Source organism: Streptomyces sp. SID8374 (genome assembly GCF_009865135.1).
Lineage (GTDB): Bacteria > Actinomycetota > Actinomycetes > Streptomycetales > Streptomycetaceae > Streptomyces.
Genome location: NZ_WWGH01000002.1, coordinates 43328 through 58798 on the forward strand (window position 1 = coordinate 43328; position 15471 = coordinate 58798).

The 15471-nt window shown below is 72.0% G+C and carries 17 protein-coding genes; 10 read left to right on the forward strand and 7 right to left on the reverse strand.

Annotated elements, in window-relative coordinates; all coding sequences use genetic code 11:
* Positions 1 to 43 precede the first annotated feature (43 nt).
* Entirely contained in the window at positions 44 to 463 is a 420-nt protein-coding gene (locus GTY67_RS23835; protein ID WP_109163703.1) for a Fur family transcriptional regulator, read from the reverse strand.
* A 143-nt stretch (positions 464 to 606) separates the two neighbouring features.
* On the opposite strand from GTY67_RS23835, the gene GTY67_RS23840 reads away from it, so the two are divergent.
* Complete coding sequence (locus tag GTY67_RS23840; protein ID WP_093691543.1) at positions 607 to 2076, forward strand: catalase; 1470 nt, start codon at positions 607 to 609, stop codon at positions 2074 to 2076.
* Positions 2077 to 2205: 129 nt separating this feature from the next.
* Here GTY67_RS23840 and GTY67_RS23845 read toward each other — a convergent pair whose 3' ends face one another.
* Together GTY67_RS23845 and hisN are read right to left on the reverse strand one after the other, a co-directional pair.
* Positions 2206 to 2613 (reverse strand): CBS domain-containing protein, encoded by a 408-nt coding sequence (locus GTY67_RS23845; RefSeq protein ID WP_093691337.1) that lies wholly within the window; start codon positions 2611 to 2613, stop codon positions 2206 to 2208.
* Positions 2614 to 2824: 211 nt separating this feature from the next.
* Positions 2825 to 3625, reverse strand: a complete 801-nt coding sequence (gene hisN / locus GTY67_RS23850; RefSeq protein WP_093691339.1) for a histidinol-phosphatase — start codon at positions 3623 to 3625, stop codon at positions 2825 to 2827.
* Between the two features lie 197 nt (positions 3626 to 3822).
* On the opposite strand from hisN, the gene GTY67_RS23855 reads away from it, so the two are divergent.
* Positions 3823 to 4428 carry a TetR/AcrR family transcriptional regulator gene (locus tag GTY67_RS23855; RefSeq protein WP_161280252.1) on the forward strand — a complete coding sequence of 202 codons (606 nt, stop codon included), beginning with the start codon at positions 3823 to 3825 and terminating at the stop codon, positions 4426 to 4428.
* On the opposite strand, the gene GTY67_RS23860 is transcribed toward GTY67_RS23855, so the two are convergent.
* The 4 genes from GTY67_RS23860 to GTY67_RS23875 all read right to left on the reverse strand — a co-directional run bounded on the left by GTY67_RS23860 (position 4320) and on the right by GTY67_RS23875 (position 7961).
* Positions 4320 to 4643, reverse strand: a complete 324-nt coding sequence (locus GTY67_RS23860; protein WP_030561029.1) for a multidrug efflux SMR transporter — start codon at positions 4641 to 4643, stop codon at positions 4320 to 4322. The genes GTY67_RS23855 and GTY67_RS23860 overlap by 109 nt on opposite strands.
* Positions 4644 to 4773: 130 nt before the next feature.
* Positions 4774 to 5790 carry a ribosome small subunit-dependent GTPase A gene (gene rsgA, locus GTY67_RS23865; RefSeq protein WP_093691343.1) on the reverse strand — a complete coding sequence of 339 codons (1017 nt, stop codon included), beginning with the start codon at positions 5788 to 5790 and terminating at the stop codon, positions 4774 to 4776.
* A gap of 3 nt (positions 5791 to 5793) precedes the next feature.
* Positions 5794 to 7134 carry a 3-phosphoshikimate 1-carboxyvinyltransferase gene (gene aroA / locus GTY67_RS23870; protein WP_161280253.1) on the reverse strand — a complete coding sequence of 447 codons (1341 nt, stop codon included), beginning with the start codon at positions 7132 to 7134 and terminating at the stop codon, positions 5794 to 5796.
* Positions 7135 to 7247: 113 nt separating this feature from the next.
* Positions 7248 to 7961: a M50 family metallopeptidase gene (locus GTY67_RS23875; protein ID WP_161280254.1), complete on the reverse strand. Its 714-nt coding sequence runs from the start codon at positions 7959 to 7961 to the stop codon at positions 7248 to 7250.
* Positions 7962 to 8014: 53 nt separating this feature from the next.
* On the opposite strand from GTY67_RS23875, the gene GTY67_RS23880 reads away from it, so the two are divergent.
* The 8 genes from GTY67_RS23880 to def all read left to right on the forward strand — a co-directional run bounded on the left by GTY67_RS23880 (position 8015) and on the right by def (position 15414).
* Positions 8015 to 8830, forward strand: a complete 816-nt coding sequence (locus tag GTY67_RS23880) for an SOS response-associated peptidase (protein ID WP_161280255.1) — start codon at positions 8015 to 8017, stop codon at positions 8828 to 8830.
* A 75-nt stretch (positions 8831 to 8905) separates the two neighbouring features.
* Positions 8906 to 9547, forward strand: a complete 642-nt coding sequence (locus GTY67_RS23885) for an alpha/beta family hydrolase (RefSeq protein ID WP_161280256.1) — start codon at positions 8906 to 8908, stop codon at positions 9545 to 9547.
* Positions 9548 to 9820: 273 nt separating this feature from the next.
* Positions 9821 to 10477 (forward strand): sigma-70 family RNA polymerase sigma factor, encoded by a 657-nt coding sequence (locus GTY67_RS23890; RefSeq protein WP_018510075.1) that lies wholly within the window; start codon positions 9821 to 9823, stop codon positions 10475 to 10477.
* Positions 10474 to 10815 carry a mycothiol system anti-sigma-R factor gene (gene rsrA / locus GTY67_RS23895; RefSeq protein WP_161280258.1) on the forward strand — a complete coding sequence of 114 codons (342 nt, stop codon included), beginning with the start codon at positions 10474 to 10476 and terminating at the stop codon, positions 10813 to 10815. Before GTY67_RS23890 ends, rsrA begins: the two co-directional genes overlap by 4 nt.
* Positions 10816 to 10910: 95 nt before the next feature.
* A complete protein-coding gene (locus GTY67_RS23900; protein ID WP_161280259.1) occupies positions 10911 to 12275 on the forward strand; it encodes an HD-GYP domain-containing protein in 1365 nt (454 codons plus the stop codon).
* Positions 12272 to 13567, forward strand: a complete 1296-nt coding sequence (locus GTY67_RS23905) for a metal-dependent phosphohydrolase (protein WP_256062296.1) — start codon at positions 12272 to 12274, stop codon at positions 13565 to 13567. The genes GTY67_RS23900 and GTY67_RS23905 overlap by 4 nt, the downstream gene beginning before the upstream one ends.
* A 92-nt stretch (positions 13568 to 13659) precedes the next feature.
* A complete protein-coding gene (locus tag GTY67_RS23910; protein WP_093691361.1) occupies positions 13660 to 14655 on the forward strand; it encodes a hypothetical protein in 996 nt (331 codons plus the stop codon).
* Positions 14656 to 14775: 120 nt separating this feature from the next.
* Complete coding sequence (def, locus tag GTY67_RS23915; protein WP_093691363.1) at positions 14776 to 15414, forward strand: peptide deformylase; 639 nt, start codon at positions 14776 to 14778, stop codon at positions 15412 to 15414.
* Positions 15415 to 15471: the final 57 nt, after the last annotated feature.

Here is a 15471-nt window from a genome sequence, read left to right on the forward strand (position 1 = left end):
CCCGCCTCACAGGAGATGGGCCCGGCACAGGCTCACGACAGGTTCACGCGGCGGCGGCGCAGCTGGGGCAGAGCCCCCGGTACGTCACCTCGACGCCGGAGACCGTGAAGCCGTAGCGCTCCTCCGACGGGAGGTCCGCCAGCGGGTTGCCCGCCGGGTGCACATCGCGGATGGCGCCGCACCGGCCGCAGATCAGGTGGTGGTGCGGGCGGTGCGCGTTCGGGTCGTACCGCTTCGCCCGGCGGTCGGTGGAGACCTCCAGCACCTCGCCGAGGGACACCATCTCGCCGAGGGTGTTGTAGACGGTGGCGCGCGAGATCTCGGGCAGCTTGTCGACGGCCCTCGCGTGGACCTCGTCAGCCGTCAGGTGCACGTGGTCCCCGTCGAGGACCTCGGCCACGACACGCCGCTGCGCCGTCATGCGCCAGCCGCGTCCACGGAGTCGTTCCAGCAGGTCGCTCATGGAGCCCAGCCTAACAGTGGAGGGAGCGAGTCCCGATCGGGTGTGACTTTGGATGTTCACTTGACTTAGACATTGTCCATTGTAGGATCGGGATCGGCATTAGCCAAGGGACAGGGCTGTACAGGAAACAGGCTGTGCAGGACATGACGCAGGAGGCGCACGTGACGCAGGGACCGCTCACCACGGAGGCCGGGGCTCCGGTCGCGGACAATCAGAACAGCGAGACCGCGGGCGTCGGCGGTCCGGTTCTTGTCCAGGACCAGGCGCTGCTGGAGAAGCTCGCCCACTTCAACCGGGAGCGCATTCCGGAGCGCGTCGTGCACGCCCGCGGAGCCGGCGCGTACGGCACCTTCACCGTGACCCGCGACGTGTCGCAGTGGACCCGGGCGAAGTTCCTCTCCGAGGTCGGCAAGCAGACCGAGACGTTCCTGCGCTTCTCCACCGTCGCGGGCAACCTCGGCTCGGCCGACGCCGTGCGCGACCCGCGCGGCTTCGCGCTGAAGTTCTACACCGAGGAGGGCAACTACGACCTCGTCGGCAACAACACCCCGGTGTTCTTCATCAAGGACGCCATCAAGTTCCCCGACTTCATCCACACCCAGAAGCGCGACCCGTACACCGGCTCGCAGGAGGCGGACAACGTCTGGGACTTCTGGGGTCTGTCGCCCGAGTCGACGCACCAGGTGACCTGGCTCTTCGGCGACCGGGGCATCCCCGCCACGCTGCGCCACATGAACGGGTACGGCTCGCACACCTTCCAGTGGAACAACGAGGCCGGCGAGGTCTTCTGGGTCAAGTACCACTTCAAGACCGACCAGGGCATCAAGAACCTCACCACCGAGGAGGCCGTCCGCCTCTCCGGCGTCGACCCCGACTCGCACCAGCGCGACCTGCGCGAGTCGATCGAACGCGGTGACTTCCCGTCCTGGACGGTGCAGGTCCAGATCATGCCGGCGGCGGACGCGGCGACGTACCGCTTCAACCCGTTCGACCTCACCAAGGTGTGGCCGCACGCGGACTACCCGCCGATCGAGATCGGCAAGCTGGAGCTCAACCGCAACCCGGAGAACATCTTCGCCGAGGTCGAGCAGTCGATCTTCAGCCCCGCGCACTTCGTGCCGGGCATCGGCCCGTCCCCGGACAAGATGCTCCAGGGCCGTCTCTTCGCGTACGGCGACGCCCACCGCTACCGCGTCGGCATCAACGCCGACCACCTGCCGGTCAACCGCCCGCACGCCACCGAGGCGCGTACCAACAGCCGGGACGGCTACCTCTACGACGGCCGCCACAAGGGCACCAAGAACTACGAGCCGAACAGCTTCGGCGGCCCCGTCCAGACGGACCGCCCGCTCTGGCAGCCCGTGCCGGTCAGCGGCACCACCGGCAACACCGAGGCCCCCGGCCACGCCGAGGACAACGACTTCGTGCAGGCGGGCGACCTCTACCGGCTGATGTCGGAGGACGAGAAGGGCCGGCTGATCGACAACCTCGCCGGGTTCATCTCCCAGGTCTCGCGCGACGAGATCGCCGAGCGCGCGATCGACAACTTCCGCCAGGCGGACGGCGACTTCGGCAAGCGGCTGGAAGCCGCGGTCCAGGCCCTTCGCGGCTGACCGGTCGCTTGCCGTCGACGGTGGGCCGGCTCCCCTTCGCGGGGATCCGGCCCATCGGGCGTTCGTAGGGGATGCGCCGCCTGTCGGCAGGACACCCGCGGGAATGCCGGGCCCTGTCGGCGGGGTCTCCTACGCCGACCCGGCGGCCGCCACCGTACGGCGACGGGCGGGCGCCCAGCAGCGGATGATGTCGCGCACCGACACGATGCCCACCGGGCCGGTGTCGTCCAGCACGATCAGATGCCGGAACCCGCCGTGCGTCATGGCTTCCGCGGCCTCCTCCAGGGTCCAGGCCGGGGCGGCGAACACCACGTCGGTGGTGGTGTGGGCGGACGCGGTCTCCAGATCGGGGTTCTGGCCCGATCCGACCGCGTTGAGGATGTCGCGCTCGGTGATGATCCCGAGCCCGCAGGTGTCCGGGTCATGGACGACGGCCGCCCCGATGCGGCGCGCCGACATCAGCCGGGCGGCCTGGCGGAGCGTGTGGGTGGGGCCGATGGTGAGGACCACCGTGCTCATGGCGTCACGGACGAGCATGAAACGAGCCACCTCCTCGGTGCGCCGACTCTGTGAGTCGATTCACAAGTTCACAAGTGGGGGGACTCTCAGAGTTGCATCCCTGCGGCGGGCCGACAAGGGGTGGACCGGGCGCGTACCGGGGGAGTGCGCGAGCGCGCGCCGGATCCCCGGGCCTCTCGGTGGTCACCGCGCGCCGGATCCCCCGGGCGCCCGGTGACCAGCAGGGGCATCAGTAGCGCTGGTTGAGGTAGCCGAGCAGCTCCTCGTGGAGCAGGCCGTTCGACGCGGCCCCGTTGGCGCCGCCGGGTCCGTCGGTCCCGTCCAGGTCGGTGAAGCGGCCGCCCGCCTCCTGGACGATGATCGCGTTCGCCGCCATGTCCCAGAGCGAGAGCTCCGGCTCGGCGCAGATGTCCACGGAACCCTCGGCGACCATCATGTACGGCCAGAAGTCCCCGTACCCCCGCGTCCGCCAGCACGCCCGGGTCAGGTCCATGAAGCCGTCCAGGCGGCCCTGCTCCTCCCAGCCGCTCAGCGAGGAGAACGCGAACGAGGAGTCCGCGATCGTCTCCACCTTCGACACATGCAGCCGGGTCGCGGAGGTGAGGCTGCGCCCGGAGTACGCGCCGGCGCCTTTCGCCGCCCACCAGCGCCGGTTCAGCGCCGGCGCGGAGACCACGCCGACCACGGGCTGGAAGCCGTTCTCGCCTGCCTCCATCAGCGAGATCAGCGTCGCCCACACCGGCACACCGCGGACGTAGTTCTTGGTGCCGTCGATCGGGTCGATCACCCAGCGCCGCGGCCCGGTGCCCTCGACCCCGTACTCCTCGCCCAGGATCGCGTCGCGCGGGCGGGCCCGATGCAGATGGCCGCGGATCAGCTCCTCGGCGGCCTTGTCGGCCTCGCTCACCGGCGTCATGTCCGGCTTGGTCTCCACCTTCAGGTCGAGAGCCTTGAACCGGTCCATGGTCGCCGCGTCGGCGGCGTCCGCCAGTACATGGGCGAGACGCAGATCATCGTGGTAGTCGGGCATGCCGTCACAGTATCCAGCGGTACGGGGGAGGAGCCACCGGCCCCCGGCCTGCGGCCCGTACGCGAACCCGGCCCGTACGCGAACCCGGCCCGCACGCGAACCCGTCCCGTACGCGGATCGGCCGGTACGCGGACCCTTGACAGTCGCCATGAGCGCCTCAACTCTGAACCGCAGGCCCCGGGGCGTGGGAGGCGGCGATGCCGACAGCGCGAGAAGCCCTGCTGGACGCCGCGCTCAGGGCGCTCGCCGACCGGCCCTGGCGCACGGTGCGGATGGTCGACGTCGCCGCGCTGGCCGGTGTCTCGCGGCAGACCCTCTACAACGAGTTCGGCACCAAGGGCGGCCTGGCCACCGCCCTGTTACGCCAGGCCGCCGACGGCTATCTGACCGGCGTGGACCGCGCACTGACGGCGCCCGCGCCGGAGCACCCGGCCGCCGTGGCGCGCTGGACCGTACGGGCCGCCGGTGCGAATCCGCTGGTCAAGGGGCTGCTCACGGGGCTCTGGGGCGAAGGGCTGCCCCGCCCCGGACATGATGTGCCGGGCCCGGGCCAGGATGTGCCGGGCCCCGCCGAGCTGCTGGGGCTGGCCAGGGACCGCATGGTGGCCGCGTCGTCGCGCCCCGTGTCGCCGGAGCGCTGCGAGACCGCCCTCCGGCTCGCGCTCTCCCATGTGATCGCGCCCAGCCGGTCGGCTCAGTGCGCGGAGCCGGACAGCTGGAGCCCGATCACTCCGATGATCACCAGCGAGATCGACACCAGCTTCAGCGTCGAGACGACGTCACCGAGGAAGACCATGCCGTAGATCGCCGTCCCGGCCGCGCCGATGCCGGTCCACACCGCGTACGCCGGTCCCACGTCCAGCTTCTTCAGGGCCATCGTCAGAAGGCCGAAACTGCCCAGGGCGAACGCCGCGAACGCGATGGTCGGCCAGAGCCGGGTGAAACCGTGCGAGAGCTTCAGACAGACGGCGAAACCGGTCTCCAGCAGTCCGGCGACCACGACCAGCAGCCATGCCATCGTCCGTTGCCTCCTGCATAGGTGACTGGTTGGTCCCGCACGGTGCGATTATGCCTTTACCAATCGTTGAAACTGGCAAACATGCCCGTGCCGCACCGGCCGAATACAGCCACTCCGCAACGGGTCCGGGTCAGTCGCCCTCGCGGCGCTCGCGGGTCGAGAGCAGCCGGCGCAGGGAGTCCAGACGCGCCGGGTCCGCGTGCCCCTCGGCCACCCAGGCGTCCAGCGCGCACTCCGGCTGGTCCGCGTCATGGGTGCAGCCGCGCGGGCAGTTCTCGGTGCCCGGCTGGAGGTCGGGGAACGCGTTGATGACGCGCGACGGGTCGACGTGGTGCAGCCCGAACGAGCGTACGCCGGGGGTGTCGACGACCCAGCCGCGGCCGTCGGGCAGCGGCAGGGCGAGCGCGGAGGTGGTGGTGTGCCGGCCGCGGCCGGTGACCGCGTTGACGATGCCGGTGGTCCGCCGCCGGTCCTTCGGCACCAAGGCGTTGACCAGCGTCGTCTTGCCGACGCCGGAGTGCCCGACGAAGGCGGTGATCCTGCCGTCCAGCTGCTCGCGCACCCGGTCCGCCGCGCCGCCGTTCTCCAGCTCCTCGCGGTTGGTCACGATGTACGGGACACCGAGCGGGGTGTACGCCTCCAGCAGCTTGTCCGGCGAGGCCAGGTCGGACTTGGTCAGCACCAGCAGCGGGGTGAGCCCGCCGTCGTACGCCGCCACCAGACAGCGGTCGATCATGCGCGGGCGCGGCTCCGGGTCGGCCAGCGCGGTGACGATCGCCAGCTGGTCGGCGTTGGCGACGACCACGCGCTCGTACGGATCGTCGTCGTCGGCCGTGCGGCGCAGCACCGTACGGCGCGAGGCGATCCGCACGATCCGGGCCAGGGTGTCCTTCTCGCCGGACAGGTCCCCGACGATGGAGACGGTGTCGCCCACCACGGCGGCCTTGCGCCCCAGCTCGCGGGCCTTCATCGCCACCACGGTCCGGCCGTCGACGAGGCAGGTGAGCCGGCCCCGGTCGACGGTGAGGACCATGCCGTCCTCGGCGTCCTCGTGCTTGGGCCGGATGTGCGTACGCGGCCGGTTGCCCTTGCGGTTGGGGCGGACGCGGATGTCGTCCTCGTCGGGGTTCTTCCCGTAGCGGCGCATGATCTAGATCCCGAGCATTCCGGTCCACATGTCCGGGAAGTCCGGCAGGGTCTTGGCGGTGGTGCCCACGTTCTCGATCTCCACGCCCTTGACCGCGAGGCCGATGATCGCCCCGGCGGTGGCCATGCGGTGGTCGTCGTACGTGTGGAAGACGCCGCCGTGCAGCGGGCGCGGGCGGATGTGGAGCCCGTCGGCCGTCTCCGTGACATCACCGCCCAGCTCGTTGATCTCCTTGGTGAGCGCGGCCAGCCGGTCCGTCTCGTGCAGCCGCAGATGGGCGACGCCGCTCAGCGTGGAGGGGGAGTCCGCCAGCGCCGCGACCGCCGCGATGCCCGGGGTCAGCTCGCCGACCTCGCCGAGGTCCACGTCGATGCCGTGGATCCGGCCCGTACCGGTGAAGGTGAGCCCGCGCTCGGTCAGCTCGCAGCTGCCACCCATCGCGGTGAAGATCTCACGCAGCGCGTCACCCGGCTGGGTGGTCCGCTCGGGCCAGTCGGGGATGGTGACCTTGCCGCCGGTGACCAGCGCGGCGGCCAGGAACGGCTGCGCGTTGGAGAGGTCCGGCTCCACCGTCAGGTCCCGGCCGAGCAGCGCGGAGGGCGAGACCCGCCAGACGTTCGGCTCGCCGCCCGTCTCCGGCTCGTCCACCTGGGCGCCGACGGCCCGCAGCATGTCGACGGTCATCCGGATGTGCGGCATCGAGGGCAGGACGGAGCCGGTGTGCCGGACCTCCACGCCCTGGTTGAACCGGGGCCCCGACAGCAGCAGCGCCGAGACGAACTGCGAGGACGACGAGGCGTCGATCGCCACCGGGCCGCCGTCCAGCGCCCCGCCGCCGTGCACGGTCAGCGGCAGCGCGCCGCGCCCGTCGTCGTCGATCCGCGCGCCCAGCGCGCGCAGCCCCTCGATCACGCCGGTCAGCGGCCGCTCGTACGAGCGGGGGTCGCCGTCGAAGCGGATCGGGCCGTCGGCGAGGGTGGCGACGGGCGGCAGGAAGCGCATGACCGTGCCCGCGTTGCCGACGTCGACGGTGGCCGGGCCGTGCAGCCCCGCCGGGATGACCCGCCAGGCCTCGCCCGTGATCTCGGGCTCGCCCGACGCGGTGGAGCTGGAGGCGATCGTCTCCTCGATGCCGACGCCCATGGCGCGCAGCGCCTCGGCCATCAGCAGAGTGTCGCGGGAGCGCAGCGGGCGGCGCAGCCAGCCGGGCTCGGAGGCCAGTGAAGCGAGCACGAGCGCCCGGTTGGTGACCGATTTGGATCCGGGCACGGTGACGGTCGCATCGACGGCTCCACTCGCGTGAGGGGCGGGCCAGAGGGCGGGCTGCACGGAACTCTCGGTCATGGCCATTACTTTAGTGGCTCCGCGCAAACCCGGATCGTCACCAAAAGCGCGGAAACCGGTCCGTAACGAAAGACTGGTACGGACCGGATCGGGTGCCGTGCGGCAGCGGGGCCTCACCACCCCAGCAGCCAGCGCCCCCCACCGATCAGCGAGCACAGCGACACCGCGTGGAAGAGGAAGAGCCACAGCGCCGCCGGGGCGTGCGTCAGCCGCGCCAGCTGGTCCGCGTCGGAGTCCGGCGCACCCCCGAACCGCCGCTTGGACTGGAGCTCGAAGGGCGGCCGCACCCCGCCCAGCAGCAGGAACCAGACCACCGCGTACGCGAACGCCGACTGCACGTCCGACGAGGTCAGCCAGGACACCAGCAGGAACGTTGTACCGGTCAGGATGACGGTGAGCGCCCCGTACACATTGCGGATCATCACCAGCATCGCGGCGAGCAGCGCCGTCGCGATCCACAGCAGCAGCGTGATCCGCCCGTTGGTCAGCAGCCAGGCACCGCCGAGCCCCAGCAGCGAGGGGGCGGTGTAGCCGGCCGCCGCGGTGAGGATCATGCCGATCCCGGTCGGCTTGCCCCGGCTCACGGTCAGCCCGCTGGTGTCCGAGTGCAGCCGGATACCGGAGAGCTGGCGCCCGCTGAGCAGGGCCACCAGCCCGTGGCCGCCCTCGTGCGCGATGGTGATGGTGTTCCGCGCCAGGCGCCATATCGGGTTCGGCACGACGGCGATGAGCGCCAGCGCGGCCGTCACCACCACCAGCCACTGCTCGGGTGCGGGCTGGGTGCCGGTGAGGCGATCCCACAGATCGCCCAGTTCGGTGCTGTTCATCGGCCGGGCGACTCCTTGCGGCGGGGGCGGGCGGTCGTGGCAGTCTGGCACTTATGTGCGGACGGTATGCAGCGAGCCGGGGACCAGAGGATCTGGCCGGATTCTTCGGGATCGAGAAGTGGGAACCCACCGAGACCCTGGAGCCGGATTGGAACGTGGCGCCGACCAAAGAGGTGTACGCGGTTCTGGAGCGTCCTGTTAAGGACGCGGACGACCGGCGTCCGGTTCGCCAGCTGCGGACCTTGAAGTGGGGGCTCGTGCCCTCCTGGTCGAAGACGCCCGAGGGCGCGGCCCGGATGATCAACGCCCGTGCGGAGACCGTGCACGAGAAGCCGTCCTTCCGGAACGCCTTCGCCCAGCGCCGCTGCATCCTGCCCGCCGACGGGTACTACGAGTGGGTCACCGGTGCCGAGGAGCGGCAGCTGGAGGAGAAGAAGGGGAAGAAGCGGGCGCGCAAGCAGCCCTACTTCGTCACCCCCGCCGACGGCTCGGTCTTCGCGATGGCCGGGCTTTACGAGTTCTGGCGCGACCCGACCCTCCCCGGCGACCACGAGAACGCCTGGTGGGTGACGTGCTCGGTGATCACCACCGAGGCCGAGACCACGCCGCTGGGCGTCGCCCCCGCCGAGGGCCCGGCCGCGCTCGCCGACATCCACCCCCGGATGCCGCTGATGCTCACCCCGGACCGCTGGGACACCTGGCTGGACCCCTCCCACACCGGCCTGGACGAGCTGCGCGCGCTGCTGGAGCCGCCGCCCGGCGGGCTGATGCGGGCCTATCCGGTCGCCACCGCCGTCAGCAACGTCCGCAACAACGGGCCGGAGCTGCTGGAGGAGCTGGCCGCGCCGGAGGAGGCCACCCTCTTCTGAGGGGCGCGCGGGGCTTCTGAGAGGCGCGCGGGGGAGTCCCGGCGATCCGTCGGCCGCGCGGGAGAGGATGTCCGCGTGAGCCGTCAACCACGTACGCAGAACGTCACCACCGACGCCGGTGAGGCCCGGATCACCTGGGTCCCCGCGCCCGCGCCCCGCCTCGTGCTCGCCGTGAGCCACGGGGCCGGCGGCGGTATCGAGGCCCGGGACCTGAAGGCCCTGGCCGCCGCCCTGCCCGCCCACGGGGTCACCGTCGCCCTGGTGGAGCAGCCCTGGCGGGTGGCCGGCAAGAAGGTGGCCCCCGCCCCGAAGACCCTGGACACCGGGTGGCGGGGGCTGTGGCCCGCGCTGGCCGAGCCAGGGCTGCCCGTCGTCTCCGGAGGGCGGAGCGCCGGGGCCAGGGTCGCCTGCCGGACCGCCACCGAGCTGGGCGCGGCGGCCGTCCTCGCCCTCAGCTTCCCGCTCCACCCGCCGGGCAAGCCGGAGAAGTCCCGGGCCGACGAGTTGCTCGGCACCGGCGTACCCACCCTCGTCGTCCAGGGCGGCAACGACCCGTTCGGGCGACCCGAGGAGTTCCCTTCCGGGCCCTACGAGCTGGCGGAAGTGCCGTACGGCGACCACGGCTTCGCCGTACCGAAGAAGGCCGGGCTGAGTGAGGCTCAGACGATGGACGTCCTCACCGGCGCGGTGACGGAGTGGCTCGCCGCCCTCGGGTGACACGGACCACGGGAATGCGGCGTACGGGGGCGCTGTTGTTCGGGACGTCGGTACAACAACGTCGTACGTGGAGAGGGAGTCCGTCGCATGGGTTCGACCATCTGCCCCAGCCGCTCGAACGCCGCTGAACTGGAGTGGACCGTGCTGCCTGCGGCGAAGACCACCCGCGAGCGGTCGATGGGCGGCGCTGATCGACAGCCCGTCTCCAAGCAAGGTCGACTATTCTCCGAGGCGAGCGGGTCCGGTTTCGGCTCCGCCACATCGTTGGAGGAGGTGGGTCCGGTCACTGGGACCGACACAGGGACCGACGACGGCCGTGCACCCGAGACGACCGCCGAGCGCAACGCGCGCTTCGAGCGGGACGCCCTCGGCTTTCTCGACCAGATGTACTCGGCCGCGCTGCGCATGACGCGCAACCCCGCCGATGCCGAGGACCTGGTCCAGGAGACCTACGCCAAGGCGTACGGCTCCTTCCACCAGTTCCGTGAGGGCACGAACCTCAAGGCGTGGATGTACCGCATCCTCACCAACACCTTCATCAACTCGTACCGCAAGAAGCAGCGCGAGCCCCAGCGCAGCGCCGCCGAGGAGATCGAGGACTGGCAGCTGGCGCGCGCCGAGTCGCACATGTCGACCGGTCTGCGCTCCGCCGAGTCCCAGGCCCTCGACCACCTGCCGGACTCCGACGTGAAGTCGGCGCTCCAGGCGATTCCCGAAGAGTTCCGCATCGCCGTCTATCTCGCCGATGTAGAGGGCTTTGCCTACAAGGAGATCGCGGACATCATGGGGACTCCCATCGGTACGGTGATGTCCCGGCTGCACCGCGGCCGCCGTCAGCTGCGCGGCATGCTGGAGGACTACGCCCGTGAGCGCGGGCTCGTCGCGGCCGGTGCCGGTGACTCGGACGATCGGAAGGGCTCTACCTCATGAGCTGCGGAGAGCCGCACGAGACGGATTGCTCGGAGGTCCTCGACCATCTCTACGAGTTCCTCGACCGGGAGATGCCCGAGGGCGACTGCACCAAGTTCGAGGTGCACTTCGAGGAGTGCTCCCCGTGCCTGGAGAAGTACGGCCTGGAGCAGGCCGTGAAGAAGCTGGTCAAGCGCTGCTGCGGGCAGGACGACGTCCCGACCGACCTGCGCTCCAAGGTGATGGGCCGGATCGACCTGATCCGGGCCGGCGAGGCCGTGCCCGAGCAGGACATCACCTTCAGCGGCCAGGACATCCCCGTCAGCGGCACGGACCAGACCGCGACCGCGCGGGAATAGTCACCCGAATGTGCTAATCGCACCTGTAGCGGCTCGGCGGACCCGCCGACTCGCTAGCGTGGCGCCTCCATGGACCATGGGGGGCGAGTGCGGGCGTGAGAGGCACACCGGTGGCGGCGCGCGGCTGCATCCTGGCGGCGGTGATCACCGCCGCCTGCTGCGTGCTCCCGGTGTTACGTCCCGGGGCCGCGACCCCGTGGGGCACGGCGGCCCTGCTCGCCGCCCTCTGCCTCGTCTGTGAGGCCGTCGGCCGCCGCTTCGACCCGGGCTCCGCCCAGGCCGTCGCCGGATCGTTCCTCCCGCTGCTGCCCGCCGCCGCCTTCCTCCTGCCGCCCCCGGCCGCCGCCCTGGTCGCGGCTGCGGCGTCCCTGGCCGGGCGGGTGGACCAGCCGCCCTTCGCGGCCCGCCGGATCTGGCGGGCCGCACAGCTCGCCCTCACGTGCTGCGCCGCCTCCTGGACGTACACGCTCCTCGGCGGACCGGCCACCCTCGGCACCGCCCCGGACTTCCCGTACGCCCTGTTCCCCGCGTGCGCCGCGGCCCTCACCTTCTCCCTGGTGCTCACCGCCCTGGACTGCGTCATCCTCGCGGCGGCCGAAGGGCGGCCCGTACGCCGTTCCTGGCGCACCCTGCTGCCGCGCGCCCTCGGCCCCCACCTGGTGCACGCGCTCGCCGGGCTGATGATGGCCGTGCTGTGGCGCAGTCCGTACGGGCCCGTCTCCGCGCTCTTCGTGCTGCTGCCGATGTACCTCTCCTGCTGGGTCTTCGCCCAGTACCACCGCGAGGACGCCGCCCACCGCGCCACCATCCGCGCGCTGGTCCACGCCGTCGACATCAAGGACACCTACACCCGCGGCCACAGCGAGCGGGTCGGCCGGGCCTCCGTCCTGATCGCCCGGGAACTCGGCATGGACCCCGACCGCCTGGAGGCGCTCCGCTTCGCCGGGATCCTCCACGACATCGGCAAGCTCGGCGTACCGACCCGGGTGCTGCGCAAGGACGGCCCGCTCACCCCGGACGAGCGCCGGGTCATGGAGCTGCACCCGGAGTACGGGCACGAGATCGTCCGGTCCATCGGCTTCCTGGACGAGGCCCGCGCGGCGATCCTGCACCACCACGAACGACTCGACGGCACCGGCTATCCGTACGGGCTCAGCGGTGGCCGCATCCCCGAGTCCGCCCGGATCGTCGCGGTCGCCGACGCCTTCGACGCCATGACCTCGACCCGTTCCTACCGGCGCGGGCGGCCCGTCCCCGCCGCCCTGACCGAGCTGCGCCGGTGCGCGGGCACCCAGTTCGACCCGCGCATGGTGCGGGCGCTGGCCAGCGCCCTGGACCGGCACGGCTGGAGCGGCGCGGACACCGCCGTCACGGCGGACGAGGCGGGCGCGGGAGCCGCCGTGCCCAACGCCCGCAGGGGGACCGGTCGGCGAAGCCCCTCCCCGGAGCGATCCCCGTGAGAAACCACACGCAGCCCGCCCTCCTCGCCGTCCGGGGAGCCGCCCTCCTCCTCACCCTCGCCGCGCTCGCCCACACCTTCTGGCACGGCCTCGCCGATCCGGGCCACGCCCTCGCCTTCGGGCTCCTCGTCGCCGTCGGGGAGCTGGCCCGGCGGGGCGGGGCGCCCGGAGAGCGGGAGCCCGCGCCGCTCGCCGCCGCCGGGGCACTGGCGTACGCCCTGCTCGGGGACAGCGCGGGGGAGCCGACGGCGCACGGGCCCCTCCAGGTGGTGACCGTGGTCGTCGCCGCGCAGCTCACCGCCCAGCTCGTGGCGGCCGTGCGGCACCCGGCCCCGGACCTGGACCGGGTGGCGCGGCGGGTGCTCACCGTGGGGTTCGCCGCCGTCTGTTTCCAGCCGTTGTACGCCTCCGGGCAGGCGGTGCGGTGGTTCGGCGACGGGCTGTACTTCGCGCTGTTCCTGCTCGGCGTGCTGGCGCTGACCGCCGTCTGCGACGCGCTGCTCGCCGCCCTCGTGGCACGTGCGCGGACTCTGCCGTACGGGGCCGGGAAGCCCTCCCCGTACGGACCGGCGACCCCGCCCCCGTACGGACCGTTCCTCGGTGACGAGCTGCGGGCGCTCGCCGGGGTCGGGCCCGCCGTCGGGGCGAGCGGCGTGGTCCTGGCGCTTGGGGTGGCCGTCGCCGGGCTGTGGGCGCTGCCCGTGCTCTGTGTGCCGCTGCTGCTGACCCAGGTCGCCTTCCGCCGGTACGCGGCCGTCCGCACGACCTACCGGCAGACCATCGCCTCGCTCGCCCGCGCCACCGAGATCGCCGGGTACACCCCGCCAGGCCACGCCCGCCGGGTCGCCGCTCTCGCCACCGCCGTCGGGCGGGAGCTGGGGTTCACCAGGGCGCAGCTGACCGTGCTGGAGTACGCGGCCCTGATGCACGACATCGGCCAGCTCTCCCTCCTCGACCCGGTCGCCGACGGGGCCACCGCCCGGCTGCCCGCCGCCGAGCAGCGCCGGATCGCGCTGCTCGGCGGGGCCGTGGTGCGCCGGACCGGGGTGGACCCGCAGGTCGCCGTGGTGGTGGAGCAGCAGGCCGATCCGTACCGGGAACAACTGCCCGCCGCCAGGATCGTCAGGACGGTCAACGCATACGACGACCTGTGCGGGGAAGGCGTCGGCGGGCCGCTGGGGGCGCTGGAGGAGCTCAGGCTCTCCACCGGACACGACCACCAGCCGCAGGTGGTGGAGGCCCTCGCGAGAGTCCTCGGCCGGGGCGGTCTGACCCGGGTCGGGGCTGGGTAACCCATGGGTAATGAGCGGGCGTCCGGCCGGGCATGGTTGGATGCGAAAGCAGAGCGGAAAACGAGGGTGTCCAGTCGGGACAGGCGGGAATCGTGAGGATCTTCGGGAAGGTACGGCATCGGCCGTCCGCCTCTTGGCGGCAGGCCACGGACCGCGCGTTCACGCTGATCGGCGACGGCCGGTACGAGGACGCGGGGGCGCTGCTGACGCGCGCGGCGGATCTGGAGCCCTGGCTCTCGGAGTCCTGGTTCAATCTGGCGCTGCTCCACAAGTTCCGGCACGACTGGGAGCAGGCGCGCGCGGCGGGCCTGCGGGCGGTCGCGCTGCTGGACCGCGAGGCCGGCGCCCCGGACTGGTGGAACGTCGGCATCGCCGCCACCGCCCTCCAGGACTGGCCGCTGGCGCGCCGTGCCTGGCAGGCGTACGGCCTCAAGGTGCCCGGCTCCGGGCTGAACAGCGCGGCCACCACCGAGCCGTCCGGCATGGAGCTGGGCAGCGCGGCGGTACGGCTCTCGCCGGAGGGCGAGGCCGAAGTGGTCTGGGGGCGCCGCCTCGACCCGGCCCGGATGGAGGTCCTCTCCATCCCGCTGCCGTCCTCCGGGCGGCGCTGGGGCGAGGTCGTGCTGCACGACGGGGTGCCCAACGGCGAGCGGGTCACCGCCGCCGGACCCTCGTACCCGGTGTTCGACGAGATCGAGTTGTGGGCGCCCTCCCCGGTGCCGACCTGGGTGGTGCTGCTGGAGGCGGCCACCGAGGAGGACCGGGACGCGCTGGAGAAGCTGGCCTCGGACGCCGGGTTCGCCGCCGAGGACTGGTCGTCCTCCGTACGGCTGCTGTGCCGGGCCTGTTCGGAGAGCCGGATGGAGAGCGACGAGGGCGACGGGGAGCACCTGGACCCGCACGACCACAGCGAGCCGGGCCACCCGGGACCGCTGGGCCACCGCACGGCGGGCGGCGGTGACCTGTGGGTCCCCGAGCGCGAGTGCGGCCTCGCGGCCCCGGCCGGTCTGGTGCGCGGGCTGCTGGACGGCTGGGTCGCCGACAGTCCGGACAGCCGCGAGTGGCGGGATCTCGAAGAAGTCTGCTGACCGCTGGCCGTAGGCTGTACGCGCACCGATCGCGGTGCTGTTCCTCCCGTGGTTGCCGGGTTCCGGCCCGGTCCCGCGGGGTCACCGAGTTCAGGTTTTGCAGGAAGGCGTACGGCGGACATGTCGCAGCAGGAGACGGACGGGCGGATCGGCGTGGACGACGAGGGATTCGTCATCGACACCGAGGACTGTGAGGAGCGCGAGACGGCGCACCGGGAGCGCGGCACGTCGCGCCCGATCACGGTCGTGGGCAACCCGGTGCTGCACAAGGAGTGCAAGGACGTCACCGAGTTCGGCGACGAGCTGGCGCAGCTGATCGACGACATGTTCGCCAGCCAGAAGACGGCCGAGGGCGTGGGCCTGGCGGCCAACCAGATCGGCGTGGACCTCAAGGTCTTCGTCTACGACTGCCCGGACGACGAAGGCAAGCGGCATGTCGGCGCCGTCTGCAACCCGGTCCTGGAGGAGCTGCCGCCCGAGGAGCGGGTGCTGGACGACTCCGGCGAGGGCTGCCTCTCGGTCCCGACCGCGTACGCCGCCCTCGCCCGTCCCGACTACGCGGTGGTGCGCGGCCAGGACGCCCAGGGCAACCCGATCAAGGTGCGCGGCACCGGCTACTTCGCGCGCTGCCTCCAGCACGAGACGGACCACCTGTACGGCTACCTGTACATCGACCGGCTCTCCAAGCGCGACCGCAAGGACGCGCTGCGCCAGATGGAAGAGGGCACGCCGCGCTACGAGACCGTTCCCAACGACTGAGGACGCCGTACGTGGGAAGGCCCGGCACCGACTCCTGGTGCCGGGCCTTTCGCGTAC

Excerpts from the sequence above, each read along its gene's own strand:
- hisN (WP_093691339.1), bottom strand. The coding sequence starts at position 3,625 with ATGCCCGACTACCACGATGATCTGCGTCTCGCCCATGTACTGGCGGAC.
- def (WP_093691363.1), top strand. The coding sequence starts at position 14,776 with ATGTCGCAGCAGGAGACGGACGGGCGGATCGGCGTGGACGACGAGGGA.
- GTY67_RS23875 (WP_161280254.1), bottom strand. The coding sequence starts at position 7,961 with ATGAACAGCACCGAACTGGGCGATCTGTGGGATCGCCTCACCGGCACC.
- GTY67_RS23845 (WP_093691337.1), bottom strand. The coding sequence starts at position 2,613 with ATGCTCGTCCGTGACGCCATGAGCACGGTGGTCCTCACCATCGGCCCC.
- rsrA (WP_161280258.1), top strand. The coding sequence starts at position 10,474 with ATGAGCTGCGGAGAGCCGCACGAGACGGATTGCTCGGAGGTCCTCGAC.
- aroA (WP_161280253.1), bottom strand. The coding sequence starts at position 7,134 with ATGACCGAGAGTTCCGTGCAGCCCGCCCTCTGGCCCGCCCCTCACGCG.
- GTY67_RS23860 (WP_030561029.1), bottom strand. The coding sequence starts at position 4,643 with ATGGCATGGCTGCTGGTCGTGGTCGCCGGACTGCTGGAGACCGGTTTC.
- GTY67_RS23835 (WP_109163703.1), bottom strand. The coding sequence starts at position 463 with ATGAGCGACCTGCTGGAACGACTCCGTGGACGCGGCTGGCGCATGACG.
- GTY67_RS23855 (WP_161280252.1), top strand. The coding sequence starts at position 3,823 with ATGCCGACAGCGCGAGAAGCCCTGCTGGACGCCGCGCTCAGGGCGCTC.
- rsgA (WP_093691343.1), bottom strand. The coding sequence starts at position 5,790 with ATGCGCCGCTACGGGAAGAACCCCGACGAGGACGACATCCGCGTCCGC.
- GTY67_RS23880 (WP_161280255.1), top strand. The coding sequence starts at position 8,015 with ATGTGCGGACGGTATGCAGCGAGCCGGGGACCAGAGGATCTGGCCGGA.
- GTY67_RS23840 (WP_093691543.1), top strand. The coding sequence starts at position 607 with ATGACGCAGGAGGCGCACGTGACGCAGGGACCGCTCACCACGGAGGCC.